We start from the raw sequence: 25,955 nt of genomic DNA on the forward strand, positions 1-25,955 counted from the left end.
GCTACGGGGACATAGACGGCACGGCGGCGGGCGGCAAGGGGCGCCGGGAGGACGGCGGGCGCACCGCAGGACGACAGGCATCGCGGAACCGCATGCGGCCGGGAGGGCACGCGGGCGTGCTCCACCGGCCGACCGGGGGCGGAGGGGCTCAGTGGCCCTGTTCGTCCCTGCGGCGCTGCCAGCGTTCTTCGATGCGGTCCATCATCGAGCGCCGCGACCGGGACGTACGGCGGGACTGTCCGCCCCCGCCACCGCCTCGGGCGGCCCCCGCGCCGGTCTGCTGCTGCTCACCCGGCTTGGGTGCCTTGCGCCAGCTGGTGACGGCCAGGACCGCGCAGCCGAGCATCACGAGGAAGCCCACCACGCTGATCCAGATCTGCTGTGCGACCATTCCGGCCATGAGGAGCGCGATACCTACCAGGAAGCCCACGACCGCTTGGTAGACCCGTCGCCGGGTGTACGTACGCAGCCCGCTTCCCTCAAGCGCTGTCGCGAACTTCGGATCTTCGGCGTACAGCGCTCGCTCCATTTGCTCGAGCATGCGCTGCTCGTGCTCCGAGAGCGGCACGGAGTCCTCCTACTCGTCGGTCGCGGGGGGCGACCGGGTGCGACCCTTTCAGGATAGGCAGGGAATCGCCCCCGTGAAACCCGCCCCTCTACGCCAATTCACTGTCCGCGCCACCATGGTGGCCGGTGGTGATGCACCCTGCATTCCCCAACCGCCCTCACGCCATGCCGGACGTTGTACCTCCGATCATACGGGGCGAAGCGGCTGATCGGGGGCCCTGTGGCCGACTGCACCTGCCGACCGGTGTTCGCCCCGGGGCGAACGACCGGCCGGTGCGGGTGCCGCGGCCCGTCAGCCGCGCTCGGCGAGTACGTGCAGCTGGGTGGCGACGGAGTGGAAAGCGGGCAGCTCCGCGGCCGCCGCCTCCAGCTTGAGGAGGGCGTCCATGGCACCCGGCTCGGTGTCCACGAGCACGCCGGGGACCAGGTCGGCGAAGACCCGTACGCCGTGCACCGCGCCGACCTCCAGGCCGGTACCCGTGACCAGCTCGGTGAGCTGCTCGGCGGTGAAACGGCGCGGCACCGGGTCGCCGTCGCCCCAGCGGCCCGCGGGGTCGCTCAGGGCGCGCTGCGCCTCCGTGAAGTGACCGGCGAGGGCGCGGGCCAGCACCGCGCCGCCCAGACCGGCGGCGAGCAGGCTCAGCGTGCCGGCGGGGCGCAGCGCCTCGACGGCGTTGCGGACGCCCTCGGCGGGGTCGTCGACGTACTCCAGGACGCCGTGGCAGAGCACCGCGTCGTAGCCGCCGCGTTCGACGACGTCGAAGAGGCCGTGCGCGTCCCCCTGGACGGCGCGCACCCGGTCGGCCACGCCCTCCTCGGCCGCCCGGCGCTCCAGGGCGAACAGGGCGTTCGGGCTGGGGTCGACCACGGTGACGCGGTGGCCGAGGCGGGCGACGGGCACGGCGAAGTTGCCGGTGCCGCCGCCGGTGTCCAGGACGTCGAGGGCGTCATGCCCGGCGGCCTTGGCCCGGCGCTCCAGGGCGTCCTTCAGGACCTCCCAGACCACGGCGGTACGAAGGGATGCGCGCGGGCGCAGCGGGTCAGACACGGCGGGTGGCTCCTCGCGAGGACATGTACTGATGAGGCGCCTCCCACCCTATGGGGTCGCACCGCCTCCGCCACGACCGAGCACGGCCGAACCCCTCCGGAGGGCCATCGGAAGCCCGCTCCCGGCCTTTCCGGACCGCCCGCGTCGGCGCGCACCCGCCGCCTTCCCCGCTTGCGCGCCCCGGAAAGCTCCGCGGCACTCCGGCCGACCCCCGGATTCACGGGGTGTCCGGGGAGAGCCCGACAGGCAATGCGGCCGGGAGCGCCCCGGGCAGAACCGGCCGGGACGGAATTCCCTTCGGCCGCCGCCGCGGAAAAGCGGCGCCCACCGACGCGAGGCGAGCGCGAGGAAGTCGTCCTCCGCCCCGGACCGGGAAAGAGAACGCGCGGCGGGAATCGCACGGCGCGGAAAGCTCTCTGCCCCCGGTCCCTTCCGGTCGGCATGCTCCGGTGGGCGGGAAAAGCGCCCGGCATTTCCCGGGAAACCGCCTCCCGGAAGCGGGCCCCGCTCCACCTTTCCCGTGCCGGGCGCCGCCTCAGGCCCGCACCGGAACTCGACCCCAGCCCCGGCCACGGTCCCGACTCCGGCCCCGGCCACTGCCTCGGCCTCGGCTGCGGCTGCGGCTGCGGCTGCGGCCTCCGATAATCATGCCCCTCACCCCGCCCGGGACCGCGGTGGCGGGAGGAGGGGCTGGAGGGCGAGGAGGCGTTCTATCAGGCGGAGGAAGTGGGCGGTGGCGCGGAGGAGGTCGTCGGCCTCTCGGGGGCCGGCCGCGCCGGGTATGCCAGCCTCCGCGCGGGCCCGGCGCTCGGCGCCGGCCTCGAACAGGGCGCTCCACTCGGCCAATTCGGGCGCGACCTCGGGCAGCACCTCCCAGGCGCTGCGGATGCGTTGGCGGCGGCGGAGGGTGGGCTCGGGCCGGCCCCGTACGGCGAGGACGGCGGCCGCGCCGCGCAGGGCGGCGAGGTGGGCGGTCGCGAAGCGCTCGTTGGGGGTTTCCAGGGAGGCGGCCTCTTCCAGGCCGCGCTGGGCCTTGGCGAGCAGCTCCAGGGCGGCGGGCGGGGCGCCCGTCCGGCGCAGAACGGGATGGACATCGCTCGGGGGACCGTACGCAGCGGAACCAGTCCCATGGGGACGAGTTGCCATGACGAACCTCCTGTCGTCGCATAACGGTTCGGAACCGCTCACACCATCGTGAGGCACGCCACTGACAATCGGCCTGACCTGGACTTTCCCCCTGTAGCCGAGATCACGCCCCGGAAACACCGCGAAAACCCCCGGCCGACTTGCGCACACCCCGGCACCGTGCGGCATACTTTTTGAACTGACTGGTCAGTTCAAGAGGGAGGGAACGTGGACAGCACCCCGCACGGGGCGGCGGTCAAGGCCCAAGGACTCGGGGTCAGGGGACCTCGCGGCTGGGCGTTCCAGGACGTCGACATCACGGCCGAGCCCGGCGCGCTGATCGCAATCGAGGGGCCGTCCGGCTCGGGCCGTACGTGTCTGCTGCTCGCGCTCACCGGACGCATGAAGACCGCGGCGGGCAAGGCCCGCGTGGCCGGCCTGTCACTGCCGAAGAAGATGGCCGCCGTACGGGGGGTCACGTCGCTGGCCCATGTGCCCGGCGTCTCCGAGCTCGACCCGGCCTTCACGGTCGCCGAGCACCTGCACGAACGCGCCCTGCTGGAGCGCCGCTTCGGCGGCCCCGTACGCGCGCTGCTGCGCCCGCGCCGTGAGCGCCGGGCCGAGGCCCGGGGCCGGATCGACACCGCACTGGAGGCCGCGGGCCTCGACCCGGAGACGCTGCCCAAGGGCGTACGGACCTCCGTACGGGACCTGGAGCGGCTGGAGGCACTGCGGCTCTCCGTCGCGCTGGCGCTCATCGGCTCGCCGCGGCTGCTGGCCGTGGACGACACCGACATGAAGCTGTCGGACGAGGAGCGGGTGCAGGCCTGGGCGATGCTCCGCGGGCTGGCGGAGGCCGGCACGACGGTACTGGCGGTGTGCAGCCAGGCGCCCGAGGACGCGGTCGTGGTCTCCACGGCGCGCCGCCCGGAGAAGCCGCGGACCGAGCAGGCCGAGCAGGCCGAGCAGGCCGAGCAGGCACCGAACGATTCGGCGGCCGGGCCGGACGCGCCCGAAGCCCCGGAGAGCGGCACGGAGAAGCCGGACGCCGCTACGGGCACCGAGAAGAACATGAAGAACGAGGAGGGGGCGGCGGATGCGCTCGCCGAAGCTGGCCGCGCTTGAGCTGAAGCGGTTCGGCAGGGGGAAGTTGCCGCGCGCGGCACTGGTGGCCCTGCTGTTGCTGCCGCTGCTCTACGGGGCGCTCTACCTGTGGTCCTTCTGGGACCCGTACTCGCGCCTGGACAAGATCCCGGTCGCGCTGGTCAATTCCGACCGGGGCGCCTCGGCCGAGGGCCAGAAGGTCAACGCCGGTGACGACCTGGTCGACGGGCTCAAGGAGAGCGACACCTTCGACTGGCACCCCGTCAGCGCCGACGACGCCTCCAAGGGGCTGGAGTCCGGCGCGTACTACCTGTCGCTGACCGTGCCCGACGACTTCAGCAAGCGGATCGCGTCCAGCTCCGGCGACGACCCGGTGACCGGCGAGCTGAAGGTCCGCACGAACGACGCGAACAACTACATCGTCGGGCAGATCTCCCGGTCGGTCTTCTCCGAGGTGCGCGCGGCGGCCTCGGCGAAGTCCTCGCGCACCTTCCTCGACAAGATCTTCGTGTCCTTCTCCGACCTGCACGACAAGACGAAGGAGGCGGCCGACGGCGCCTCCGAGCTGGACGGCGGCATCGGGAAGGCCAAGAAGGGCACCGGTGACCTGAAGGACGGTCTGGGCACCGCCAAGAAGGGCAGCGGCGACCTGGCCGACGGCGTCGACGACGCCAAGAAGGGCAGCCACGACCTGGCGAACGGCCTGAAGGACCTGGACTCCGGGGCCGGCAGGCTCGACACGGGGGCCGGCAAGCTCTCGACGGGCGCGGGCCGGGTGGCCGACGGCACCCAGCAGCTCGCCGACAAGGTCAACGCGGCGAACAAGGAGTACGGCCCGTTCGTGCGCGCGCACGGCAAGGAGATCGGCGACGCCGCGCGCCTCGTGGCCGACGGCTCGCAGGCCGTACGGGACAACCTCGACAAGCTCCCGAAGGCCGCTTCCGACGGCGCCACGACCTCCCGTGCGCTGGCGAATCAGGTGGCGACCTTCTACAAGCTGCGCTGCGAGCAGTCCCTGACCGACCGCGACCCGTCCTGCACCACGCTCAAGGACATGCGCGACAGGTCCGACGCGGCAGCCGACAAGGCCGAGGAGGTCAGCGGGCTGGTCAAGAACGAGAAGAACCTCGCCCAGCTCAACAAGGACCTGGGCACGCTGCACAAGCTGGCCGTCACCCTGGCCGATCACGGCCCCACGCTGGGCAAGGACCTGGACGCCGCCGTCCAGCAGATCAACCAGCTCAACAAGGGCGCGCACACGGTGGCATCCGGAGCCGACAAGCTGGCCACCGGAGCGGGCGACCTGCACAAGGGCACCGGCACCGCCAAGCAGGGCGGCAGCGACCTGGACAACGGTCTGGGCAGGCTGCAGACCGGCGCCGGCGACCTCGACGAGGGCGTGGGCAAGCTCAAGAACGGCGCCGACACCCTCAACGGCGGCATGTTCAAGCTCTCGGACGGCTCCGCGAAGCTGTCCGACGGGCTGCACGACGGCGTCAAGAAGATCCCGGACTACGACAAGGACCAGCGGGACTCGCGGACGAACGTGATGTCCGACCCGGTGCAGCTCGCCTCGGACTCGGCCCACAAGGCGCCCAACTACGGCACGGGCTTCGCCCCGTACTTCATCCCGCTGTCCCTCTGGGTCGGCGCGATGGTCGCCTACATGCTGATCCAGCCGCTGAACCGGCGTGCGCTGGCCGCCGGCGCGAGCGCCTGGCGGACCGCGGTGTCCGGCTGGCTCCCGGTGTTCGCCATCGGAGTGCTGCAGATCGCCGCCCTGATGTCCGTGCTCCACTTCGGGCTGGGCCTGGAGATGATGCACGCGGCGGGCACGATCGGGTTCCTGGTGCTGGCCACGGCCTGCTTCTCGGCGATCGTGCAGTGGCTGAACGCGCAGTTCGGCGCGGCGGGCCGGATCCTGGTCCTGGCGCTGCTGATGCTCCAGCTGACCTCCGCGGGCGGCACGTACCCCGTGCAGACCAGCCCCGGGTTCTTCAACGCGCTCCACCCGTACCTGCCGATGACGTACATCGTCGGGGGCCTGCGCCGCCTCATCACGGGCGGTGACCTGACACCCGTGTGGCAGGGCAGCATCGTGCTGGCGCTCTTCACCGTGGGCGCGCTCGCGCTCACCACGTGGACCGCGCGCGGCCGGCAGGTCGTACGGATGAAGGACCTGCACCCGGAGCTCAGCCTGTGAGCGCGCGCACCGCGGCGTCGGGGTCCCGGGCGGCGACGTCCGGGGCCCGGCGGGTCACCTCCGCGTCGCGTCCCGTGAGGGCCGGCGCCGCGGTGCCGCCCGCAACGGGCACAATCGCCTCCATGGACAGCTCCAACACGCGTCGTGAGGCGACCCGGCGCAAGCTCTTCGAGGCCGCGGTGACACTCATCGCCGAACAGGGTTTCTCCTCCACCACGGTGGACGAGATCGCCGAGCGGGCGGGCGTGGCGAAGGGCACGGTCTACTACAACTTCGCAAGCAAGAACGTGCTCTTCGAAGAGCTGCTGCGGCACGGCGTGGAGATGCTGGCCGGCTCGCTCCAGAACGCCGCCGACGAGGTGGCCGAGCGGGGCGGCTCCCGGATCGACGCGCTGGACGCGATGATCCACGCGGGGCTGTACTTCATCTCCCAGTACCCGGCGCTCACCCAGCTCTACGTGGCCGAGCTGTGGCGCACGAACCGTACGTGGAACACCACACTGATGATGGTGCGGGAGCGGGCCGTCTCCGTGGTCGCCGAGGTCATCCGCGAGGCGGTGGCCGCCGGCGAGCTGAGCGAGGAGATCGACATCCCGCTGACCGCGTCCGCGCTCTTCGGGATGGTGCTGGTGGCCGCGCTGGACTGGCAGTCCTTCCAGCCCGACCGGTCGATCGACGACGTGCACGCGGCGCTCTCCCGCCTCCTCCAGGGGCGGGTGAGCGGTCATCAGGGCGAGGGCGGCGCAGGCCCCGTGGCCGCTCCGGGCCCGGCCTGAGGATGAGCACCCAGCACTGAGTACCCGTACTCAGTGGAGGAGATGAGTAGGTACGCGGATGGGCCGCGACCTGCGCGGACGGGAGAGTGGAGACCACGGAGGGGAAGCCGGCACCGGGACCGCCGACACGGGGCGGCGGAACGGTGCGGCCTCCCCGACGTGGCAGGGGGAGCCGCGGGGGACACGGGGCTCCACGGGGGGTCACGGGGGAACGGGGCTCCACGCTCCACGGGGAACACGGGGGAAGCACGGGGGCCCCGGGAAACCCGGGGAGTACGGGGGACGGGGGAAGCACGGGGGACGCGCTGTCCTGGTCGGATCGAAGGGGGAACGATCCGTGCCAGGGCAGCGCGTTTTTTCGTTACCGGGTTCTTGTGTCCGGGCTTTCGTGCCCGGATTTTCGTGCTCGGACTTTCGTGTCCGGGCTCCGGCGCGGGAGGCCGCCCGGCGGCGTTGTCAGTGGTCGCCGATAAAGTCACGGACATGGCACGGATTGCGGTGATCGGCGCCGGGACGGGCGCGATGGCGGCCGCCGCCCGGCTGGCCGTCGCGGGCCACCGGGTGACGGTGTGGGAGCGCGGCGAGACCTACGGGGGCTCGCTGCGGCGGTTCGAACGCGCCGGTTTCGGCTTCGACACCGGCCCCGGATTGCTGCATCTCCCCGCCGTGCAGCGCGACCTCTTCGTCAAGACCGGCAAGGAGCCGCTGGAGGACGTCGTCGACCTGGTGCAGGTCGACCCGGCGAGCCGCCACGTCTTCCCGGACGGCACGGACGTCGCCCTGCCGAACGCCTCGCGGGCCGGGGTCACCGAAGCCCTGGACCGCGCGCTGGGCGCGGGCGGCGGCGAGCGCTGGAGCGAGCTGCTCGGCCGGGCGCGGGAGGCCTGGGACCGGACCCGGCGGCCGCTGCTGGAGGAGCCGCTGTGGTCCGACTGGCAGGTGCTGGGGCGCGAGCCGTACCCGGCCGTGGGCCGCAAGGGCCTGCTCAAGCGGCGCCCGGCGCGCACCCTCGCCGAGGTCGCGGCCCTGGAGCTGAAGGACCCGCGGCTGGTCGCGCTGCTGGAGAGCCACGCGCTGGCGTACGGCTTCGACCCGCGCGAGGCCCCCGCGAGCGCCACGGTCCTGCCGTACATGGAGCAGACCTTCGGCACGTGGTACGTCGGCGGCGGCATGCGCGCGCTGGCCACCGCGCTGTACGAGCGCTGCCTGGCCCGCAAGGTGGAGTTCACCTTCGGGGCCGAGGTGCGGCGGCTGGTGCGCAAGGACGGCCGGGCTGCCGGGCTGGAGCTGGCCGACGGGAGCGTCGAGGACGCCGATGTGGTGGTCGCGGGCGTCGACCCGTGGACGCTGGCCCGGCTGACCGGCGACTCCCCCGGCGCCGCCGGGCAGGTCCGGGGGACCGGCGACGTGCTCCCGCCGACGGCGCCCCCGAGCGGGCGGTTCAGCGTGCTGCTGGCGCTGCGCGGCGGCCGGCCGGCGGACGCGGCGCACCGTACGGTCGTGCACGCCGCGGACCGGGAGGCGGAGCTGACGGCCGTCTTCGGGGGCGGCGGGCTGCCGCAGTCGCCCACGGTGACGGTGCTGCGCCCCGACGACCCGGCCCAGCGGCCCGACGACGGCCACGAGGCGGTGACGCTGACGGTCACGGTCCCCGCGCACGCGACGGGCGGGGCCGGCGGGGTGGACTGGACGGCGGACGGCGTGGCCGAGGGGTTCGCGGACCGGGTGGTCGCGGCGGCCGGCGCCGCGGTGCCGGAGTTGCGGGACCGGATGCTGTGGCGCGAGCTACGGACGCCGGCGGACACCGCCGCCGAGACGGGCGCGGCGGGCGGCGCGGTGCCGGGTCCGGCGCTGGCCGGGCTGGACGGCCGGGCCCTGGTCCCCGCCAACGGTACGCGGATACCGGGGCTGTACACCGCGGGCGGCTGGTCCCACCCCGGCGGCGGCCTGGCCCATGCGGGCATGTCGGGCGCGCTGGTGGCGGGCCTCGTCGTGCACGGCGACGACTGGCACGGCTCTCAGTAGCGGCGCCGCACGGCAGCGGGCACGAGGGGCCGGGCAGCGGCAAGCGGGCCGGGTTCCTCGGCAGCCGACGGCATGCATGCGACGGGCCCGTGCGAACCGGGCCGCGGCCGGCGCGTCAGTAGCGGTACTGCTGCCCGTCGTACCCCTGCTGGGGCGGGTAGCCGTAGCCCTGGTGCTCCGGCTGGTATTCGGGCTGCTGCGGGGGCTGCTCGGCGCCCCCGCGCTGCTGGGGGACCCAGACGCCGCCGGGCGGGGTGTCGGGGCCCGCTCCGTAGTACTGGTCGTCGTAGCCCCCGCCGTACTGCGGGGGGACCTGGCCGCCGTGGCCGTACGGGTCGTGCCCGCCGTAGGGGTCGGCGGGCGCGTACGGACCGGCCTGTGCATAGGGGTCGTAGGCGCCGCCGCCGTAGGGGTCCTGCTGCGCGTACGGGTCGGTGTAGCCACCGTGGCCGTCGCCGTAGCCGCCGTAGGGGTCGGCGTAGCCGTCGTGGGCGGCGGCGGGCTCGTAGTAGCCGCCGTACGGGTCGTGCTGCGGGTGGCCGGGCCGGGCGTCGGTGCTGTAGATGCCGTACTGGCCGGTCTCGTCGGGCATCGGCTCGGGGGCGTAGACCGGCGTGACCCCGGTGGCGTCGGCGTACGGATCGGCATAGCCGCCCGGGCGGGCGTCATAGGCGTCCGCGTACGGCGCCGCGGCGTCGGGGGCGTGGCCCGTGGGACCGTCGTACCCGCCCGGCGCCCCGTCGGCGTCGTCGCCGTGGCCCGCCGCGTTCTCCTGCGGGCCGTCATAGCCGTCGTAGCCCTCGGCCGGGTCCGGGCCGGTCTGCGGCGCCGAGGCGTCCGGAGCGGTGCCTGCCGCGGCCGAGGAACCGCCGCGCCGGCGGCGGCCGACCTTCGGTCTCCCCGCGGCCAGCGCCCAGCCCATCGTGAAGCCGCGGCGGAAGGAGAGCGTGACGTAGGTCTGGCCCACCGCGAAGGCCGCGGCGCCGATCGCGATGACCACGATCGACGGCAGGACCACGCCGATGACGACGCCGAGGAAGCCGGTGAAGGCGAGCAGACGCCAGCGCAGCCGGGCCTTGTACTGGAGCAGTACCTCGCTCAGCAGCCAGAGCGCCACGATGCCGAACGCGATGTAGAGGATCGTCCAGCCCATGTACGCCCCTGTTTCCGCCGCTGCGGGCACGTGGTCAGGTCTGCTGGTGCAGACCCAGATTCTCGTAGATTTCCAGCGTCGCCGTGGAGTGGTTCAGGGTAATGAAGTGCAACCCGGGAACGTCCTCGGCGGTCAAGCGTGCACACAGCTCCGTGGCGTACTCGATGCCAATGGAGCGTACAGCCGCCGGATCGTCCTTGACCGCAAGGATGCGATCCGCCAGCTCCGGCGGGAACGCCGCGTTGCTGAGCTGGGCGAACCGTTCGATCTGCCGGACGTTCGTGACGGGCATGATCTCCGGGATGATCGGCGTTTCGCAACCGGCGGCGGCCACCCGGTCACGAAGGCGCAGATAGTCCTCTGCGTTGAAGAACATCTGGGTGATCGCGAAGTCGGCGCCCGCACGGCACTTGTCCACGAAGTGCCGGATGTCGGTGTCCCAGTCGGTGGAGCGCGGGTGCATCTCGGGGAAGGCCGCGACGCCGACGCAGAAGTCGCCGGACTCCTTGATCAGCCGGACCAGTTCGGCGGCGTACTCGATGCCCTCGGGGTGGCGCACCCACTCGCCCATCGGGTCGCCGGGCGGGTCGCCGCGCAGCGCGAGCATGTTGCGGATCCCGGCACCGGCGTACTGGCCGATGATGTTCCGCAGGTCGGCGAGGGAGTGGTTGACCGCGGTCAGGTGGGCGACCGGGGTGAGGGTGGTGTCCGTGGCGATCCGCTCGGTCGCGCGGACGGTGCCCTCACGGGAGGTGCCGCCGGCGCCGTACGTCACGGACACGAAGGTCGGCGCGACGGCCTCGATCCGGCGAATGGCCTTCCACAGAGTCCGCTCGCCCTTCTCGGTCTTGGGGGCGGCGAACTCGAACGAATAGGACCGCTTGCCCGAAGCGAGCAGTTCACGCACCGTACGCGCGCGGTCAGTCCTGGTGGAAGGGGTACCTAGGGCCATACCGGCAGGTTAACCACCGGCCTGGCGGGCCCCCAACCACGCCTTGCGGAATGCCCCGGTTTGCCGGGCTCCTGTTCACCAGTCGGACACTTCACGTCAGACCACTGCTCACCGCCCCGGACTTCGTGACGCTCCGTATGCGCCCGACGTCACTCCGGGTGCGACTCAGGCGTCGTACGCGCGGATCCGCTTCGCCAGCGCGGCCGCGGCGGCGCCGGGGTCCTCCGCCTCGGTGATCGCGCGCACCACCACGACGCGGCGGGCGCCTGCGGCCAGCACCTCGTCCAGGTTGTCCGCGTCGATGCCGCCGATGGCGAACCAGGGGCGGTCGGGGCGCTGCGCGGCGGTGTAGCGCACGAGGTCCAGGCCGGGGGCGTGCCGCCCGGGCTTGGTGGGGGTGGGCCAGCAGGGGCCCGTGCAGAAGTAGTCCACGCCCGGCGCGGTCAGGGCGGCGTCGACCTCCGCCTCCGCGTGTGTGGAACGGCCTATGAGCACGTCCTCGCCGAGGACGGCGCGGGCCGCCGGGACCGGCAGGTCGCCCTGCCCGAGGTGGAGCACGTCGGAGCCGATGGCGTGCGCGACGTCCGCGCGGTCGTTGACCGCGAGCAGCTTGCCGTGCCGCTTGCAGGCGTCGGCGAAGACCTCCAGGTGGGTCAGCTCCTCGCCGGCCTCCATGCCCTTGTCGCGCAGCTGCACGATGTCCACGCCGGAGGAGAGCACGGCGTCCAGGAACTCCGGCAGATCGCCCTGCTCCTTGCGTGCCCCCGTGCAGAGGTACAGCCGGGCGTCGGACAGGGCCTGTCGTGCGGTGCTCATCGGGTGTTCCCCCCAGTCCGGGCGTACGGACCGGATCTGCCGGTCCGTACGCCCTGCGGTTACGGCGGTGATGACGGGTGTGTCAGACGGCGAGCGCCTGCGCCCGGCGCTTCACCTCCGTGCCGCGATTCTCGCGCAGCGCCTGCGCCGGCGTCCCCGGCAGGGTCTCATCGGCGGTGAACAGCCACTCCAGCATCTCTTCGTCGGTGAAGCCGTCGTCCCTGAGGAGCGTCAGCGTCCCCACCAGGCCCTTGACGACCTTTCCGTCCTTGATGAACTCGGCCGGCACATGGAGGGCCCTGTTCTCACCGCGGCGCACCGCGATCAGCTGGCCCTCCTTGACCAGCTGCCGGACCCGCGTCACCTCGACGCCGAACTCCTCGGCGATGTCGGGAAGCGTGAGCCAGGCGGAAACCAGTCCATCGATCTTTGCGTCAATCTCGGTCACACCCCAAGCGTGCCATCCCCCACTGACAGTCGGTAGCCGGGCATCGCCATCAGTGCACACCACCGGCCACACCAGGGGTCCGGCCGCCCTTCAGAGCCCGGACAGCTCAGCCGACTTCAGCGGCACCGAGGCGTCGGCGGCGCGTGCCCGGTCCAGCCGGGCGCCGCGCTCGATGAGCTTGCGGCCCTGCGCCAGGTCGCGCGGCCGGCCGACAGCCAGCAGCGCCACCAGCGCGCCCTCCCGCAGCCACAGCGCCGTCCACGCCGCGCTCTCCGGGTCACCGCGCCAGATCAGCTCGTCGGCGACCGGGCTGTACCCGGCGCACTGCACGAAGCGGCCGAACTGCTCCGACCAGAAGTAGGGCACCGGGTCGTACACCGTGCCCTCCGCCTCGCACCGGGCGATGTTCGTGGCGACCGTGCGCGGCCCCTGAAGGGCGTTGTCCCAGTGGTGCACGAGGAGGCGGCGCCCGTAGCGCGCGGACGGGAAGGAGGCGCAGTCGCCGACCGCGTACACATCGGGCAGCGAGGTGCGCAGCCGCTCGTCGGCCCGTACGGAGCGGTCCTCGCACAGCTCGACGCCCGAGCCGGCCAGCCAGTCCGTGGCGCACCGCGAGCCGATGCCGATCACCACGGCGTCCGCGGGCAGCGACGTGCCGTCCGCGAGCACGACGGCGCCCTCCTTCACCGCGGCGACCCGGGTGCCCGTACGGAGCACGGCGCCCGCGTCGGCGTACCAGCGGGCCATGTGCGCTGCCACCTCCTCGGGCAGCGCGCCGGCCAGCGGGCGGTCCGCCGCCTCCACGACGGTGACCGCGCAGCCGGCCTCACGGGCGGCGGTGGCGAACTCCGCGCCGATCCAGCCGGCGCCGACCACCACGACGCGCTGCTGCGCCGAGAGCACCGGGCGCAGCCGCTCGGCGTCGTCCAGGGTGCGCAGCACGTGGACGCCCGGGACGCCCTCGCTCCCGGGGAGGGTGATCGCCTCGGCCCCCGTGGCGATGACCAGGCGGTCGTACGGGACGGGGCCGGTCTCCGTCAGCACCTCGTGGGCGTCGGCGGCGAGTCCGGTGACCCGCCGGCCGAGCTCCAGGTCGATGCCGAGGGAGGCGAAGTCGACGTCGAAGGCCGAGCCGTCCGCCTTGCCCAGCAGCACCGCCTTGGAGAGCGGCGGCCGGTCGTAGGGCGGGTGGGGTTCGGCGCCGAGCAGGGTGATCGTGCCGCGCCAGCCCTGTTCGCGCAGGGCAACGGCGGTCTGCACGCCCGCCATCCCCGCGCCGACGATGACGACGCGGCGCGAGCGGTCGGGGGTCCGCGAGTACTTGCTCTGCTGGCTCACTCGATCACTCTAGGACGCGGTCCTTCGACTGGCTCAGCACCGCGCGACGAGATCTCTGACACAGGGTCACGGTCCGGCCGCGCAGAGCACCCTTACGACGCGTCGGGCACGCGTACTACTCTGACGGCACTTGTACTCGCGGGAGCCCGGACGCACCGGGCTGAGAGGGAGGCTGCGGCGGCCTCCGACCGTACGAACCTGATCCGGGTCATGCCGGCGAAGGGAGGGGCTGGACACTCATGCATCCACCTGCAGGTATGCCACCGGGGACGGCTTCCGGGCACCCCGACGTGGTGATCGTCGGGGGCGGTCTGGCGGGGCTCGTGACGGCCTGGCGCGCCGCCCAGCGGGGGCTGCGCACGACGGTCGTGGATCCGGCGCCGGGCGGCGGCGCTGCGCGCGTCGCGGCCGGCATGCTGGCCGCCGTCACCGAGCTGCATTACGGCGAAGAAACGCTCCTCGGGCTGAATCTCGACTCTGCCGCGCGCTACCCGGCGTTCGCCGCCGAGCTGGCCGAGGCGAGCGGACAGGAGCTGGGATACCGGCGGTGCGGCACGCTCGCCGTGGCCCTGGACGCCGACGACCGCGCCCACCTGCGCGAGCTGCACGCGCTGCAGCGCCGCTGCGGACTGGACTCGGAGTGGCTGACCGGCCGCGAGTGCCGGAAGCTCGAACCGATGCTCGCGCCGGGTGTGCGCGGCGGACTCCGGGTGGACGGTGACCACCAGATCGACCCGAGGCGACTCGCGACGGCCCTGCTGACGGCCTGCGAGCGGGCCGGGGTGGCGTTCGTACGGGACCGGGCCGGGCGGCTCTCCGTCGCCGACGGCCGGGCCACGGGCGTCGAGCTGGCGGACGGCACATCGCTGTCGGCCGGGCAGGTCGTGCTGGCCGCCGGCAGCTTCAGCGGACTGCTGGCCGGGGTGCCGGAGCAGGTGCGGCCGCCGGTCCGGCCGGTCAAGGGCCAGGTGCTGCGGCTGAAGATCCCCGCCGCGTACGGCCCGTTCCTGTCCCGCACCGTGCGTGCCGTCGTACGCGGCGGCCCGCTCTACCTGGTGCCGCGCGAGAACGGCGACATGGTCGTCGGCGCCACCAGTGAGGAGCTGGGCTGGGACACCACGGTGACCGCGGGCGGCGTCTACGAGCTGCTGCGCGACGCGCACGAGCTGGTGCCGGGCATCACGGAGCTGCCGCTGGTCGAGACGATCGCCGGGCTGCGTCCGGGCTCGCCCGACAACGCGCCGCTCCTCGGGCCCAGCGCGCTGCCCGGCCTGCTGATGGCCACCGGCCACTTCCGCAACGGTGTGCTGCTCACCCCGGCCACCGGCGACGTCATGGCCCACGCGCTGACCACCGGCGAGCTGCCCGAGGAGGCGCGGCCCTTCACGCCGCTGCGCTTCGGGCCCGCAGTCGCCTCGTCCCCTTCTTCGGCGCCGCGCGCCGCACTTCAGGAGCAGACCGTATGACCCTCCAGCAGGCACCCGAAGCCGCCTCCGGGCCGGCGCCCGTGACCGTCTCCGTGAACGGCGAGCCCCGCGAGATACCGGCGGGGCTGCCGCTCGACCGGCTCGTGGCGACGCTGACCACCGCCGACAGCGGGGTCGCGGCGGCCGTCAACGAGGAGGTCGTGCCGCGCGGCCAGTGGCCGGCGACCCCGCTCGGCGCCGGGGACCGCGTCGAGGTGCTCACCGCGGTACAGGGAGGCTGATCCGTACAGATGACCGAAACGCACACCCTCGAAGAGACGACAGTGCCCGAAGCGGCGCCTGACGCCTCCCCCGAAGCGGACCCGCTGGTCATCGCCGGTACGGCCTTCCGCTCCCGGCTGATCATGGGGACCGGCGGCGCGCCGAGCCTGGACATCATGGAGCGCTCGCTGCTCGCCTCGGGCACCGAGCTGACCACTGTGGCGATGCGCAGGCTGGACCCGACGGTGCAGGGTTCGGTGCTCTCCGTGCTGAACAGGCACGGCATCCGGACACTGCCGAACACCGCGGGCTGCTACACCGCCGGCGAGGCGGTGCTCACCGCCCGGCTGGCCCGTGAGGCGCTCGGCACGGACTGGGTGAAGCTGGAGGTCGTCGCCGACGAGCGGACCCTGCTGCCGGACCCGGTGGAGCTGCTGGACGCGGCCGAGACGCTGGTCGACGACGGTTTCACCGTCCTGCCGTACACCAACGACGACCCGGTGCTGGCGCGGAAGCTGGAGGACGTGGGCTGCGCGGCGATCATGCCGCTGGGCTCCCCCATCGGCTCCGGGCTCGGCATCCGCAACCCGCACAACTTCCAGCTGATCACCGAGCGGGCCGGGGTGCCGGTCGTCCTCGATGCCGGCGCGGGCACCGCCTCGGACGCCGCCCAGGCCATGGAGCTGGGCTGCGCCGCGGTGATGCTGGCCTCGGCGGTGACCAGGGCGCAGGAGCCGGTCCTGATGGCGCACGCCATGCGGCACGCGGTCGAGGCGGGCCGGCTGGCGTACCGGGCGGGCCGGATCCCGCGCCGCCACTTCGCCGAGGCGTCCTCGCCGGCCGCGGGTCTGGCCGAGCTGGACCCGGAGCGGCCCGCCTTCTGAGCGATCTGCGCCAGGGGCGTGAGGCGGGTGGACGGCTGCTCGTAGACTCGTCTGCCGTGGACACCACCCTTCAGGACCCCCTGGTCGGACAGCTGCTCGACGGCCGTTACCGCGTAGAGGCGCGGATCGCCGCCGGCGGGATGGCGACGGTCTACCGCGCCGTCGACACCCGGCTGGACCGGGTGCTCGCCCTGAAGGTGATGCACCCGTCCCTGGTCGCGGACGCCTCGTTCGTCGAGCGCTTCATCCGGGAGGCGAAGTCGGTCGCCCGGCTGTCGCACCCGAACGTGGTCGGCGTGTTCGACCAGGGCACGGACGGTTCGTACGTGTACCTCGCGATGGAGTACGTCGCGGGGTGCACCCTGCGGGACGTGCTGCGCGAGCGCGGCGCCCTGCAGCCGCGCGCCGCGCTGGACATCCTGGAGCCGATCCTGGCGGCGCTGGGCTCCGCGCACCGCGCCGGCATGATCCACCGCGACATGAAGCCGGAGAACGTCCTGATCGGGGACGACGGCCGGGTCAAGGTCGCCGACTTCGGGCTGGTCCGGGCGGTCGACACGCACACCACTGCCTCCACCGGCACGGTCCTGGGCACTGTCGCCTACCTCGCGCCCGAGCAGATCGAGGACGGCGGCGCGGACACCCGCGCGGACGTCTACGCCTGCGGCGTGACCCTGTACGAGATGCTCACCGGCAGCAAGCCGCACGACGGCGGCACCGCGGCCCAGGTGCTCTACCAGCACCTGCACGAGGACGTGCCGGCGCCGTCCGCGCTCGTGCCGGGACTGCCGCCCGAGCTGGACGACCTGGTGCTCGAGGCGACCGCGCGCAACCCCGAGGTGCGCCCGCAGGACGCGGTCACGCTGCTCGCGCTGGCCAGAAACGCCCGCGCGGCGCTCACCGAGGAGCAGCTGGACGCCGTGCCGCCGGGCGCGAAGCCGGCGACCGGCACGGCGGGCTCGGAGGACCGCACGAGCGTGATCCAGCGCGCCGCCGCGGTGCAGCTCTCGCTGCCCGGTACGGACGACGCCGACGACGCCGCGGGGCACACCAGCCGGCTGCCGACGGCGGCCGGCGCGGACGCGCGGACCGACCGGCTGCCCACGGCGGGCGGCGCGCGACGAGCCGGGCCCGCCCGGGCGCCGCGCCGCAGGACGCTCACCGTGGTGCTCGCGGTGCTGGCGGCGCTGCTGCTCGGCACGGGCGCCTGGTACGTCACCACGGGCCAGTTCACGACCGTGCCGGCGGTGCTGGACATGACGCAGGCCAAGGCCGAGCGGACGCTGCACGACGCCGGACTGGACGTGAACGTGGCGCACGCCTACAGCTCCACCGTGGAGCGCGGGCACGTGATCTCCACCGACCCGGAGAACGGCAAGCGCATCCGGGGCACCGGCACGGTCACCGTCACCCTCTCCAAGGGCCCGGACATCGTCTCCGTGCCGGATCTGTCGGGCACCCCGGTGGCCGACGCGCGGCGCAAGCTGCGCGACCGGGGACTGACGCCGGGGACCGAGCGCAAGACGTTCAGCGACGAGGTGGCCAAGGGCTCGGTGATCCGTACGGACCCGGCCGCGGGGGCGAAGCGGCGGCCCGACACGGCGGTGGCGCTGACCGTGAGCCGGGGCCGCGCGATCGACGTGCCGGGCGTGGTCGGCGACGAGCGGGCCGACGCGGCGGACGAGCTGCGCGAGGCCGGCTTCCGGGTGAAGATCGCCGCGCAGCCGGTGTACTCGCCCGAGGACAAGGGCACGGTCGCGCGGCAGTCCCCGGGTGAGGGGAAGCCGCTGGGCGAGGGCGACACGGTGACGCTCACGCTGTCCAAGGGCCCGCAGATGGTCGAGGTGCCGGACGTCGGGGGCGAGAAGGCCGCCGACGCGAAGAAGACGCTGGAGGACGCGGGCTTCGAGGTCGAGGTGAAGAAGCCGTTCCTCTTCCCGTCGGACACGGTCGACAGCCAGTCCGTCGACGCGGGCGACACCGCCCCGAAGGGCAGCACGATCACGATCACGCTGGACAGCAAGCTGTGAGGCGTACCTGACAGCCGCAGGCGCCCGGCCGCCTGGCACCCTTGACGGGTGAGCACTTCCCCGCAGCGCGCCCGTGAGCGCAATCCGATCGGCGGCCACGTCCCGGTGGCCGGCGGTCTCGCCAAGGTCGGCATCCCGTACGCACAGGACATCGGCGGCGAGGCCGTCCAGGTCTTCGTCGCCAACCCGCGCGGCTGGGCCACCCCGCCCGGTAATCCGATGCAGGACGAGGCGTTCCGCGCGGCCTGCGCGGAGCGCGCGATCCCGGCGTACGTGCACGCGCCGTACCTGATCAACTTCGGTTCGCACACCCCGGCGACGGTCGAGAAGTCCGTGGAGTCGCTGCGGCACTCGCTGCGCCGCGGCCGGGACATCGGGGCGCTCGGCGTGGTCGTGCACACCGGCTCGGCGACCGGCGGACGGGAGCGGGCCACGGCGCTGGCGCAGGTGCGGGAGCACCTGCTGCCGCTGCTGGAGGAGCTGACGCACGACGACGACCCGTGGCTGCTGCTGGAGTCGACCGCCGGGCAGGGCGCCTCGCTGTGCTCGCTGGCGGAGGACCTGGGCCCGTACCTGGACGCGCTGGACCGGCACCCGAAGGCCGGGCTCTGCCTGGACACCTGCCACGCGTTCGCCGCCGGGCACGACATGGCGGCGCCGGGTGGCACGAAGGCTCTGCTGGACGAGCTGGTGGCGGTGGCCGGCGAGGGCCGGCTGAAGCTGATCCACGCCAATGACTCCAAGGACGTGGTGGGGGCGCACAAGGACCGCCACGAGAACATCGGGTCCGGCCACATCGGCGCCGAGCCGTTCGGGGAGCTGTTCCGGCACCCGGCGACCGCGGGCGTCCCGCTGGTGATCGAAACCCCGGGCGGCAAGGAAGGCCACGCGGCGGACGTGGCCCGCCTGAAGGAGCTGCGGGACGGCGGAGAGCTGCCCGAGCCCTCTTGAGGAATACCCTAGGGGGGTATACGGTTCCCGTCTTTGGCGGGAACCGTTCCTTCTGGATGGGGGCTTCCATGCAGCACCAGCACGCACCTGCCGGACACGACGCGCACGCGCACGCCCCGGCCGGCTGGGCGATGGCCGCGAAGGCCACCCTGCACTGCCTCACGGGGTGCGCCGTCGGTGAGATCCTCGGCATGGTGATCGGCACCGCGCTGGGCTGGCACAACGCGCCGACGATGATCCTCGCCATCGTCCTGGCGTTCGTCTTCGGCTACTCGCTCACGCTGCGCGGCGTCCTGCGGGCCGGGCTGGGATTCCGGGCCGCCGTCAAGGTCGCGCTGGCCGCAGACACCCTCTCGATCGCGGTGATGGAGCTGATCGACAACGGCGTGATCGCTCTCGTGCCGGGCGCGATGGACGCCCATCTGTCGGAGTGGCTGTTCTGGGGAACGCTGGCGTTCTCGCTGGTCATGGCGTTCCTGGTGACCACGCCCGTCAACCGCTGGATGATCGGCCGCGGCAAGGGGCACGCCGTGGTGCATCAGTACCACTGAGGGCGGCCGGGAACCGCGGGAGTGCCGAGGGGCGTACGGCTCAGAGTTCCGGGCCGTCGCCCGGGACCTCCTGGTAGGAGTAGCGCTGCTCGCGCCACGGGTCGCCGAGGTTGTGGTAGCCGCGCTCTTCCCAGAAACCGCGGCGGTCCGCCCTCATGTACTCGATGCCGCGGACCCACTTCGGGCCTTTCCACGCGTACAGGTGCGGCACGACGAGCCGTACGGGGAAGCCGTGCTCGGCGGTGAGCAGCTCACCGTCCCGGTGGCTGGCGAACAGGCAGTGCTCGTCCGCGAAGTCCGCCAGCGGGATGTTGGAGCTGAAGCCGTACTCGGCCCAGACCATCACATGGGTGACATCGGGGTCGGGCGGCGCCAGATCGAGCACCGTACGCGTCAACACCCCGCCCCATTCGGCACCCAGCATGCTGAATTTCGTCACGCAGTGCATGTCGGCGACGACGGTGGCATACGGCAGCGAGGTGAATTCCTCGTGCGTCCAGCAGTGCTTGTCCCCGTCGGCCGTGGCGCCGAAGACCCGGAATTCCCAGCGTTCGGGGCGGAACTTGGGCACGGGTCCGTAGTGCGTGACCGGCCATCCGCGCTGCAGTCGCTGCCCCGGAGGCAGCTGAGGAAGCTCCTCTTCGCGGCTATCCGGCTGACCCATGTCTCCATGGTGTCAGACCGGGAGGGGTGCTGATGACCAGGGCGGGACCGATTCGGGCAACTCCCACTAAGCGTGCACTTACTGGACGCTCCGTGCACCCCGGTGCAAGGATGCCCGGCACCTGTCCAGTCGTCGTGTGGAAGGAGCCTTGCAGTCATGCAGGGAGATCCCGAGGTCATCGAGTTCCTGAACGAGCAGCTGACCGCCGAGCTGACCGCGATCAACCAGTACTTCCTGCACGCCAAGCTGCAGGATCACAAGGGCTGGACCAAGCTCGCCAAGTACACGCGCGCGGAGTCCTTCGACGAGATGCGGCACGCGGAGGTGCTCACCGACCGCATCCTGCTCCTGGACGGCCTGCCCAATTACCAGCGACTCTTCCACGTCCGCGTCGGGCAGACGGTGTCCGAGATGTTCCAGGCCGACCGGCAGGTCGAGGTCGAGGCCATCGACCGGCTGCGGCGCGGCATCGAGGTCATGCGGAACAAGAACGACATCACGTCCGCCAATGTCTTCGAAGCGATCCTCGCCGACGAGGAGCACCACATCGACTATCTGGACACCCAGCTGGAGCTGATCGAGAAGCTCGGCGAGGCGCTCTACCTGTCCACGGTGATCGAGCAGACGGCACCGGACTCGGCGGCGTGACCGCACACGGGCGACTCCGTCGCCCGGCGGACCGCTAGGCGGCTTCGGGCAGTTCCTCCAGCGGCGGCGCGCCCCGATCGGGCAGCTCCTCCAGCGCGGGGGCACCCTTGTCCGCAAGCTCCCGCCGGGGGCAGGCGCCACGGCCCAGCAGGGCCTGGATGCGCTTCACGCAGCCGCCGCAGTCGGTGCCGGCCTTGCAGGCGGACGCTATCTGGCGCGGCGTGCAGGCGCCGGTGTCAGCGTGTTCGCGCACCTTTTCCTCAGTGATTCCGAAGCACGAGCAGACGTACACGCGGTCACCCCCGTCCTTCCCGTAGCTTCGGATGATCTTGAGTGAGGTTACCCTTACCTTACCCGCCATCGCGGGCGCTTAACAACGCAGTGGGGCGCGGATCACAGAATCCGCGCCCCACTTTGCGTATACGCGCCCGTCTACTGGTCCCGGTACATCTCCGCGACCAGGAACGCCAGGTCCAGCGACTGGCTGCGGTTCAGCCGGGGGTCGCAGGCCGTCTCGTACCGCTGGTGCAGGTCGTCGACGAAGATCTCGTCGCCGCCGCCGACGCACTCGGTGACGTCGTCACCGGTGAGCTCGACGTGGATGCCGCCCGGGTGCGTGCCGAGCGCCTTGTGGACCTCGAAGAAGCCCTTGACCTCGTCCAGCACGTCGTCGAAACGGCGCGTCTTGTGGCCGGAGGCCGCCTCGTAGGTGTTGCCGTGCATCGGGTCGGTGATCCACACGACCTGCGCACCCGAAGCGGTGACCTTCTCCACCAGCGTGGGCAGCTTGTCGCGGATCTTGTCCGCGCCCATACGGGTGATGAAGGTCAGCCGGCCCGGCTCGCGGTCCGGGTCCAGCCGGTCGATCAGCGCGAGGGCGTCCTCGGGCGTGGTCGTCGGGCCGAGCTTCACACCGATCGGGTTGTTCACCTGGGCGGCGAACTCGATGTGCGCGTGGTCCAGCTGCCGGGTGCGCTCGCCGATCCACAGCATGTGGCCGGAGACGTCGTACAGCTTGCCGGTACGGGAGTCCGTACGGGTCAGCGCCGTCTCGTAGTCCAGCACCAGCGCCTCGTGCGAGGCGTAGAACTCGACGGTCTTGAACTCCTCCGGGTCCACCCCGCAGGCGTTCATGAAGTTCAGCGCCCGGTCGATCTCGCGCGCCAGCGCCTCGTAGCGCTGGCCCGAGGGCGAGGACTTCACGAAGTCCTGGTTCCAGGCGTGCACCTGGCGCAGGTCGGCGTAGCCGCCGGTGGTGAAGGCGCGCACGAGGTTCAGCGTGGCGGCGGAGGCGTGGTACATCCGCTTCAGCCGCTCGGGGTCCGGGATCCGGGCCGCCTCGGTGAACTCGAAGCCGTTGACGGAGTCGCCCCGGTACGTCGGCAGGGTGACGCCGTCGCGGGTCTCGGTCGGCTTGGAGCGCGGCTTGCTGTACTGACCGGCGATCCGGCCGACCTTCACGACGGGCACGGACCCGGCGTAGGTGAGGACGGCGCCCATCTGGAGCAGCGTCTTGAGCTTGTTGCGGATGTGCTCGGCCGACACCGCGTCGAATGCCTCGGCGCAGTCGCCGCCCTGCAGCAGGAACGCCTCTCCACGGGCGACTGCTCCCAGGCGCTCGCGCAGCTGGTCGCACTCGCCCGCAAAGACGAGCGGCGGATAGGACTCGAGCTCCGCGATCACATCGCGCAGAGCCTCTTGGTCCGGCCAGTCAGGCTGCTGCGCCGCGGGCAGGTCTCGCCAGGTGTGGCCACCGGCGTGGATTTCAGCGTTCACGGTCACCTCGTCAACATTACGGGGTCTTCGGGGCCGTCCAGTACGCCGACCGCAGTATGAGACAGGACCCACAGAGCCCCCCGTGCCATCCGGTAGGCTGCAGGCCATGTTCGCGCACACATCCATGAACTGGTGGTGGACCGCTCATCCGGCGGCCCACTGATTCGCGCGCACACCACTGACTGCGAAGGCCGCCCGAGGGGCGGCCTTCGGTCTTTCCGGCTCCGGCCCGTCCCTCTCCCCCAGCCCCCTGAGTGAGAAGGACGAGATCATGCACCTTGCCGAGCTGCTCGCCGACGACCGGCCCTTTGCGCTGCTGCGCCGCCGCACACCCGGCCGCGACCACGACACGGTCGAGGTGCTGACCGGCCCGGTCGCCACGTACGAACGGCTCGCCGACCTCCCCGAGGGCCTGGCCATGGTGCCCTTCCGGCAGATCCGGGAGCGCGGCTTCGACGTGCGCGACGACGGCACGCCGCTGGCCGCGCTGGTCCCCGAGGAGCGGTACGAGCTGCCGCTCTCCGACGCGCTGGCGCAGCTCCCCGACCACGCGGTGGCGGTCACGGACGGCGACTTCGACGTGACGGACGAGGAGTACGCCGGGATCGTCGGGCGAGTGCTGGACCAGGAGATCGGCCAGGGCGAGGGCGCGAACTTCGTCATCCGGCGGACGTTCCGGGGCGAGATCCCGGACTTCGGGCGGGCCGACGCGCTGGCCCTCTTCCGGCGGCTGCTGACCACGGAGCGCGGCGCGTACTGGACCTTCGTGGTGCACACCGGCGAGCGCACCCTGGTGGGCGCCAGCCCCGAGGTGCACGTCCGCATGAGCGGCGGCACCGTCGTGATGAACCCGATCAGCGGCACCTACCGCTACCCGGCCGGCGGCCCCACCGCCGACGACCTGCTGTCCTTCCTCGCCGACGGCAAGGAGATCGAGGAGCTCTCGATGGTCGTCGACGAGGAGCTCAAGATGATGTGCACGGTCGGCGACATGGGTGGCGTGGTGATCGGCCCGCGCCTGAAGGAGATGGCGCACCTCGCGCACACCGAGTACGAGCTGCGCGGCCGGTCCTCGCTGGATGTGCGGGAGGTGCTGAAGGAGACGATGTTCGCGGCCACCGTCACCGGCTCGCCCGTACAGAACGCCTGCCGGGTCATCGAGCGGTACGAGCCCGGCGGGCGCGGCTACTACGCGGGCGCGCTGGCGCTGATCGGACGGGATGCGGGCGGGGCTCAGACGCTGGACTCGCCGATCCTGATCCGTACCGCGGACATCGACGCGGGCGGGGAGCTGCAGGTGGCGGTCGGCGCGACGCTGGTGCGCGGCTCGGACCCGGCGAGCGAGGTGGCCGAGACGCATGCCAAGGCCGCCGGGGTGCTCACCGCGCTGGGCGTGCGGGAGGCGCCGGCCCGCCGCACCGCCGCCGAGCCGCCGCGGCTGGCCGAGGACCCGCGGGTGCGGGCCGCGCTGGACGCGCGCCGGGCCGACCTCGCGCCCTTCTGGCTGCGGATGCAGACCACCGCGCCGACCGCGGCGCTGGACGGCCACGCGCTGGTGATCGACGCCGAGGACACCTTCACCGCGATGCTGGCGCATGTGCTGCGCACCTCGGGGCTGGAGGTGACGGTACGGCGGTACGACGAGCCGGGGCTGCGGGAGACCGCGCTGGCGCACGAGGGGCCCATCGTGCTGGGACCCGGGCCCGGCAACCCCTCCGATGCCGCCGACCCGAAGATGCGGACGCTGCGCGGGCTGGCGGCCGTGCTGCTCCGCGAACACAAGCACGGCCTGCTCGGCGTCTGCCTCGGCCATGAGCTGATCGCGGCGGTGCTCGGCCTGGAGATCGTCCGGAAGGACGTGCCGTTCCAGGGGGCGCAGGAGCGGATCGACTTCTTCGGACGCGAGGAGACGGTGGGGTTCTACAACACCTTCACCGCGCGCTGCGACGAGACGACCGTCGAGGAGCTGGCCATGCACCGGGTGGAGCTGAGCCGGGACCCGGAGAGCGGGGACGTGCACGCGCTGCGCGGCCCGGGCTTCGCGGGCGTCCAGTTCCACCCGGAGTCGGTGCTGACGCTGGACGGGGCCGCGCTCACCTCCCAGCTGCTGGCCGCTGTCCTGGTGTGACGAGGACATTGCCGCCGGCGCGGCCGGCCAGATAGTCCTCGACATTGGCGACGGTGGTGTCGACGATCTGGCCGACCGCGTCCTCGGTGAAGTACGCCTGGTGCGAGGTGACCAGCACGTTCCCGAAGGTCATCAGGCGGGCGAGGGTGTCGTCCTCGACGACTTCGAGCGACTTGTCGAAGAAGAAGAGCCCGGCCTCCTCCTCGTAGACGTCCAGTCCGACCCCGAGGAGCCGGCCGGCCTTGAGCGTCTCCACGAGGGCCGCGGTGTCCACGAGGCCGCCGCGGCTGGAGTTGATCAGGAGCGCGTCGTCCTTCATCACCGCCAGGGCCTTGGCGTCGACGAGGTGCCGGGTGTCCTCCAGCAGGGGGACGTGCAGGCTGATCAGGTCGGACTCGGCGAACAGCCGCTCCCGGTCCACGTAGGTCATGCCCAGCTCGGTGCAGGCCGGGTTCTCGGCGACGTCCCAGCCGAGCAGCCGCATGCCGAAGCCGTGCGCGATACGGGTGAACGCCTCGCCGATCTTGCCGGTGCCGACCACGCCCGCGGTACGGCCGCGCAGGTCGCGGCCCATCAGGCCGTCCAGCCGGAAGTCGAAGTTCCGGGTGCGGTTGGCGGCGCGTACGATCCGCCGGTTCACCGCCAGCGCGAGCCCCCAGGCGAACTCGGCGACGGAGTACGGGGAGTAGGAGGACACCCGGGCGACGGTGAGGCCGAGGTCGGCGGCGGCCTGCAGGTCGATGTTGTTGTAGCCGGTGGAACGCTGGGCGATCATCTTCGTGCCGCCCACGGCGAGCTCCTGGAGCACCCCGGCGGTCAGCTCGTCGTTGACGGCGGTGCTGACGATCTCGTAGCGGGCCGCGATGGGGGCGGTGTCGCCGTTGAGGAAGACGTCGAGGCTGCGGACCTGGTGCCGGCCGTCGAAGGCCCGCTCCAGCAGTTTGCGTTCGTCCGCCTGCACTCCGAAGGCCACGATCTCCACACTGCGCTCCCACTTGTGCCGTTTTGCAGACATTCGGGCGATGGGCCGAATATACGACCCATCGCCCGGCGCTGCCGTACGGAGTGGGGGCGCGCCGC

Annotated in this window: 26 protein-coding genes and 1 riboswitch; of the genes, 13 read left to right on the plus strand and 13 right to left on the minus strand. The window is 72.4% G+C overall.

The annotated features are described in order from the left end of the window. Positions 1–148 precede the first annotated feature (148 nt). The 3 genes from ABZ840_RS18225 to ABZ840_RS18235 all read right to left on the minus strand — a co-directional run bounded on the left by ABZ840_RS18225 (position 149) and on the right by ABZ840_RS18235 (position 2,761). The gene (locus tag ABZ840_RS18225) at positions 149–568 is read right to left on the minus strand and encodes a DUF3040 domain-containing protein (protein ID WP_361560717.1); all 420 of its coding nucleotides are present in this window, start codon (positions 566–568) and stop codon (positions 149–151) included. A 291-nt stretch (positions 569–859) separates the two neighbouring features. Then, entirely contained in the window at positions 860–1,615 is a 756-nt protein-coding gene (locus ABZ840_RS18230; RefSeq protein ID WP_361560719.1) for a methyltransferase, read from the minus strand. A 654-nt stretch (positions 1,616–2,269) separates the two neighbouring features. Further along, positions 2,270–2,761, minus strand: coding sequence for an SAV_6107 family HEPN domain-containing protein (locus ABZ840_RS18235; protein ID WP_361560722.1), 492 nt, complete (start codon positions 2,759–2,761; stop codon positions 2,270–2,272). Positions 2,762–2,968: 207 nt separating this feature from the next. Here ABZ840_RS18235 and ABZ840_RS18240 point away from each other — a divergent pair, with 207 nt between their 5' ends. Both ABZ840_RS18240 and ABZ840_RS18245 read left to right on the plus strand, forming a co-directional pair. Beyond that, positions 2,969–3,865 (plus strand): ATP-binding cassette domain-containing protein, encoded by an 897-nt coding sequence (locus ABZ840_RS18240; RefSeq protein ID WP_361560725.1) that lies wholly within the window; start codon positions 2,969–2,971, stop codon positions 3,863–3,865. Next, complete coding sequence (locus tag ABZ840_RS18245) at positions 3,837–6,047, plus strand: YhgE/Pip domain-containing protein (RefSeq protein WP_361560728.1); 2,211 nt, start codon at positions 3,837–3,839, stop codon at positions 6,045–6,047. The genes ABZ840_RS18240 and ABZ840_RS18245 overlap by 29 nt, the downstream gene beginning before the upstream one ends. On the opposite strand, the gene ABZ840_RS18250 is transcribed toward ABZ840_RS18245, so the two are convergent. After that, positions 6,037–6,171, minus strand: coding sequence for a hypothetical protein (locus tag ABZ840_RS18250; protein ID WP_361560731.1), 135 nt, complete (start codon positions 6,169–6,171; stop codon positions 6,037–6,039). The two genes, ABZ840_RS18245 and ABZ840_RS18250, sit on opposite strands and share 11 nt — an antisense overlap. Between ABZ840_RS18250 and ABZ840_RS18255 the strand changes: the two genes are divergently transcribed. After that, the gene (locus ABZ840_RS18255) at positions 6,170–6,823 is read left to right on the plus strand and encodes a TetR/AcrR family transcriptional regulator (protein ID WP_361560734.1); all 654 of its coding nucleotides are present in this window, start codon (positions 6,170–6,172) and stop codon (positions 6,821–6,823) included. The genes ABZ840_RS18250 and ABZ840_RS18255 overlap by 2 nt on opposite strands. Positions 6,824–7,306: 483 nt before the next feature. Beyond that, positions 7,307–8,848 (plus strand): NAD(P)/FAD-dependent oxidoreductase, encoded by a 1,542-nt coding sequence (locus tag ABZ840_RS18260; RefSeq protein WP_361560737.1) that lies wholly within the window; start codon positions 7,307–7,309, stop codon positions 8,846–8,848. Between the two features lie 115 nt (positions 8,849–8,963). On the opposite strand, the gene ABZ840_RS18265 is transcribed toward ABZ840_RS18260, so the two are convergent. The 5 genes from ABZ840_RS18265 to ABZ840_RS18285 form a co-directional block, all read right to left on the minus strand. Continuing rightward, a complete protein-coding gene (locus ABZ840_RS18265) occupies positions 8,964–10,001 on the minus strand; it encodes a hypothetical protein (RefSeq protein ID WP_361560740.1) in 1,038 nt (345 codons plus the stop codon). 34 nt (positions 10,002–10,035) lie between these two features. After that, positions 10,036–10,953 carry a methylenetetrahydrofolate reductase [NAD(P)H] gene (metF, locus tag ABZ840_RS18270; protein ID WP_361560743.1) on the minus strand — a complete coding sequence of 306 codons (918 nt, stop codon included), beginning with the start codon at positions 10,951–10,953 and terminating at the stop codon, positions 10,036–10,038. 165 nt (positions 10,954–11,118) lie between these two features. After that, positions 11,119–11,769 carry a thiamine phosphate synthase gene (gene thiE, locus ABZ840_RS18275; protein WP_361560746.1) on the minus strand — a complete coding sequence of 217 codons (651 nt, stop codon included), beginning with the start codon at positions 11,767–11,769 and terminating at the stop codon, positions 11,119–11,121. Positions 11,770–11,851: 82 nt separating this feature from the next. Next, on the minus strand, positions 11,852–12,217 hold the full coding sequence (locus ABZ840_RS18280) for an Rv2175c family DNA-binding protein (protein WP_346100301.1): 366 nt from the start codon (positions 12,215–12,217) through the stop codon (positions 11,852–11,854). Positions 12,218–12,307: 90 nt separating this feature from the next. Further along, positions 12,308–13,555: an FAD-dependent oxidoreductase gene (locus ABZ840_RS18285; protein ID WP_361560749.1), complete on the minus strand. Its 1,248-nt coding sequence runs from the start codon at positions 13,553–13,555 to the stop codon at positions 12,308–12,310. Between the two features lie 128 nt (positions 13,556–13,683). Next, a riboswitch (TPP riboswitch) is annotated at positions 13,684–13,797 on the plus strand. Here ABZ840_RS18285 and thiO point away from each other — a divergent pair. From thiO to ABZ840_RS18315, 6 genes are all read left to right on the plus strand, one after another. Beyond that, positions 13,795–15,021 (plus strand): glycine oxidase ThiO, encoded by a 1,227-nt coding sequence (thiO, locus tag ABZ840_RS18290; RefSeq protein ID WP_361560752.1) that lies wholly within the window; start codon positions 13,795–13,797, stop codon positions 15,019–15,021. (Overlaps the previous riboswitch by 3 nt.) Next, the gene (thiS, locus tag ABZ840_RS18295) at positions 15,018–15,263 is read left to right on the plus strand and encodes a sulfur carrier protein ThiS (protein ID WP_361560755.1); all 246 of its coding nucleotides are present in this window, start codon (positions 15,018–15,020) and stop codon (positions 15,261–15,263) included. Before thiO ends, thiS begins: the two co-directional genes overlap by 4 nt. Positions 15,264–15,272: 9 nt before the next feature. Next, positions 15,273–16,127 carry a thiazole synthase gene (locus ABZ840_RS18300; RefSeq protein WP_361560758.1) on the plus strand — a complete coding sequence of 285 codons (855 nt, stop codon included), beginning with the start codon at positions 15,273–15,275 and terminating at the stop codon, positions 16,125–16,127. Positions 16,128–16,183: 56 nt separating this feature from the next. Continuing rightward, positions 16,184–18,157, plus strand: coding sequence for a Stk1 family PASTA domain-containing Ser/Thr kinase (gene pknB, locus ABZ840_RS18305; RefSeq protein WP_361560761.1), 1,974 nt, complete (start codon positions 16,184–16,186; stop codon positions 18,155–18,157). A 48-nt stretch (positions 18,158–18,205) separates the two neighbouring features. Further along, positions 18,206–19,108, plus strand: coding sequence for a deoxyribonuclease IV (locus ABZ840_RS18310; RefSeq protein WP_361560763.1), 903 nt, complete (start codon positions 18,206–18,208; stop codon positions 19,106–19,108). Positions 19,109–19,176: 68 nt separating this feature from the next. Further along, positions 19,177–19,659 carry a DUF4396 domain-containing protein gene (locus ABZ840_RS18315; protein ID WP_361560766.1) on the plus strand — a complete coding sequence of 161 codons (483 nt, stop codon included), beginning with the start codon at positions 19,177–19,179 and terminating at the stop codon, positions 19,657–19,659. Positions 19,660–19,699: 40 nt separating this feature from the next. On the opposite strand, the gene ABZ840_RS18320 is transcribed toward ABZ840_RS18315, so the two are convergent. Further along, on the minus strand, positions 19,700–20,323 hold the full coding sequence (locus ABZ840_RS18320) for a sulfite oxidase-like oxidoreductase (RefSeq protein WP_361560769.1): 624 nt from the start codon (positions 20,321–20,323) through the stop codon (positions 19,700–19,702). Positions 20,324–20,479: 156 nt separating this feature from the next. Here ABZ840_RS18320 and bfr point away from each other — a divergent pair, with 156 nt between their 5' ends. Beyond that, a complete protein-coding gene (gene bfr / locus ABZ840_RS18325; protein WP_361560772.1) occupies positions 20,480–20,971 on the plus strand; it encodes a bacterioferritin in 492 nt (163 codons plus the stop codon). A gap of 34 nt (positions 20,972–21,005) precedes the next feature. Here the strand turns inward: bfr and ABZ840_RS18330 are convergent, their stop codons facing one another. Then, on the minus strand, positions 21,006–21,263 hold the full coding sequence (locus ABZ840_RS18330; protein WP_361560775.1) for a (2Fe-2S)-binding protein: 258 nt from the start codon (positions 21,261–21,263) through the stop codon (positions 21,006–21,008). Positions 21,264–21,403: 140 nt separating this feature from the next. Continuing rightward, positions 21,404–22,753 carry a class II 3-deoxy-7-phosphoheptulonate synthase gene (locus ABZ840_RS18335; protein WP_361560778.1) on the minus strand — a complete coding sequence of 450 codons (1,350 nt, stop codon included), beginning with the start codon at positions 22,751–22,753 and terminating at the stop codon, positions 21,404–21,406. A gap of 100 nt (positions 22,754–22,853) precedes the next feature. On the opposite strand from ABZ840_RS18335, the gene ABZ840_RS18340 reads away from it, so the two are divergent. Beyond that, positions 22,854–22,910 (plus strand): trp operon leader peptide, encoded by a 57-nt coding sequence (locus ABZ840_RS18340; protein ID WP_361560921.1) that lies wholly within the window; start codon positions 22,854–22,856, stop codon positions 22,908–22,910. Between the two features lie 108 nt (positions 22,911–23,018). Next, positions 23,019–24,875 carry an anthranilate synthase family protein gene (locus ABZ840_RS18345; RefSeq protein WP_361560781.1) on the plus strand — a complete coding sequence of 619 codons (1,857 nt, stop codon included), beginning with the start codon at positions 23,019–23,021 and terminating at the stop codon, positions 24,873–24,875. Here the strand turns inward: ABZ840_RS18345 and ABZ840_RS18350 are convergent. Beyond that, entirely contained in the window at positions 24,841–25,857 is a 1,017-nt protein-coding gene (locus ABZ840_RS18350) for a 2-hydroxyacid dehydrogenase (RefSeq protein WP_361560923.1), read from the minus strand. The genes ABZ840_RS18345 and ABZ840_RS18350 overlap by 35 nt on opposite strands. Positions 25,858–25,955: the final 98 nt, after the last annotated feature.

The organism is Streptomyces sp. NPDC047117, assembly GCF_040643545.1.
Lineage (GTDB): Bacteria > Actinomycetota > Actinomycetes > Streptomycetales > Streptomycetaceae > Streptomyces.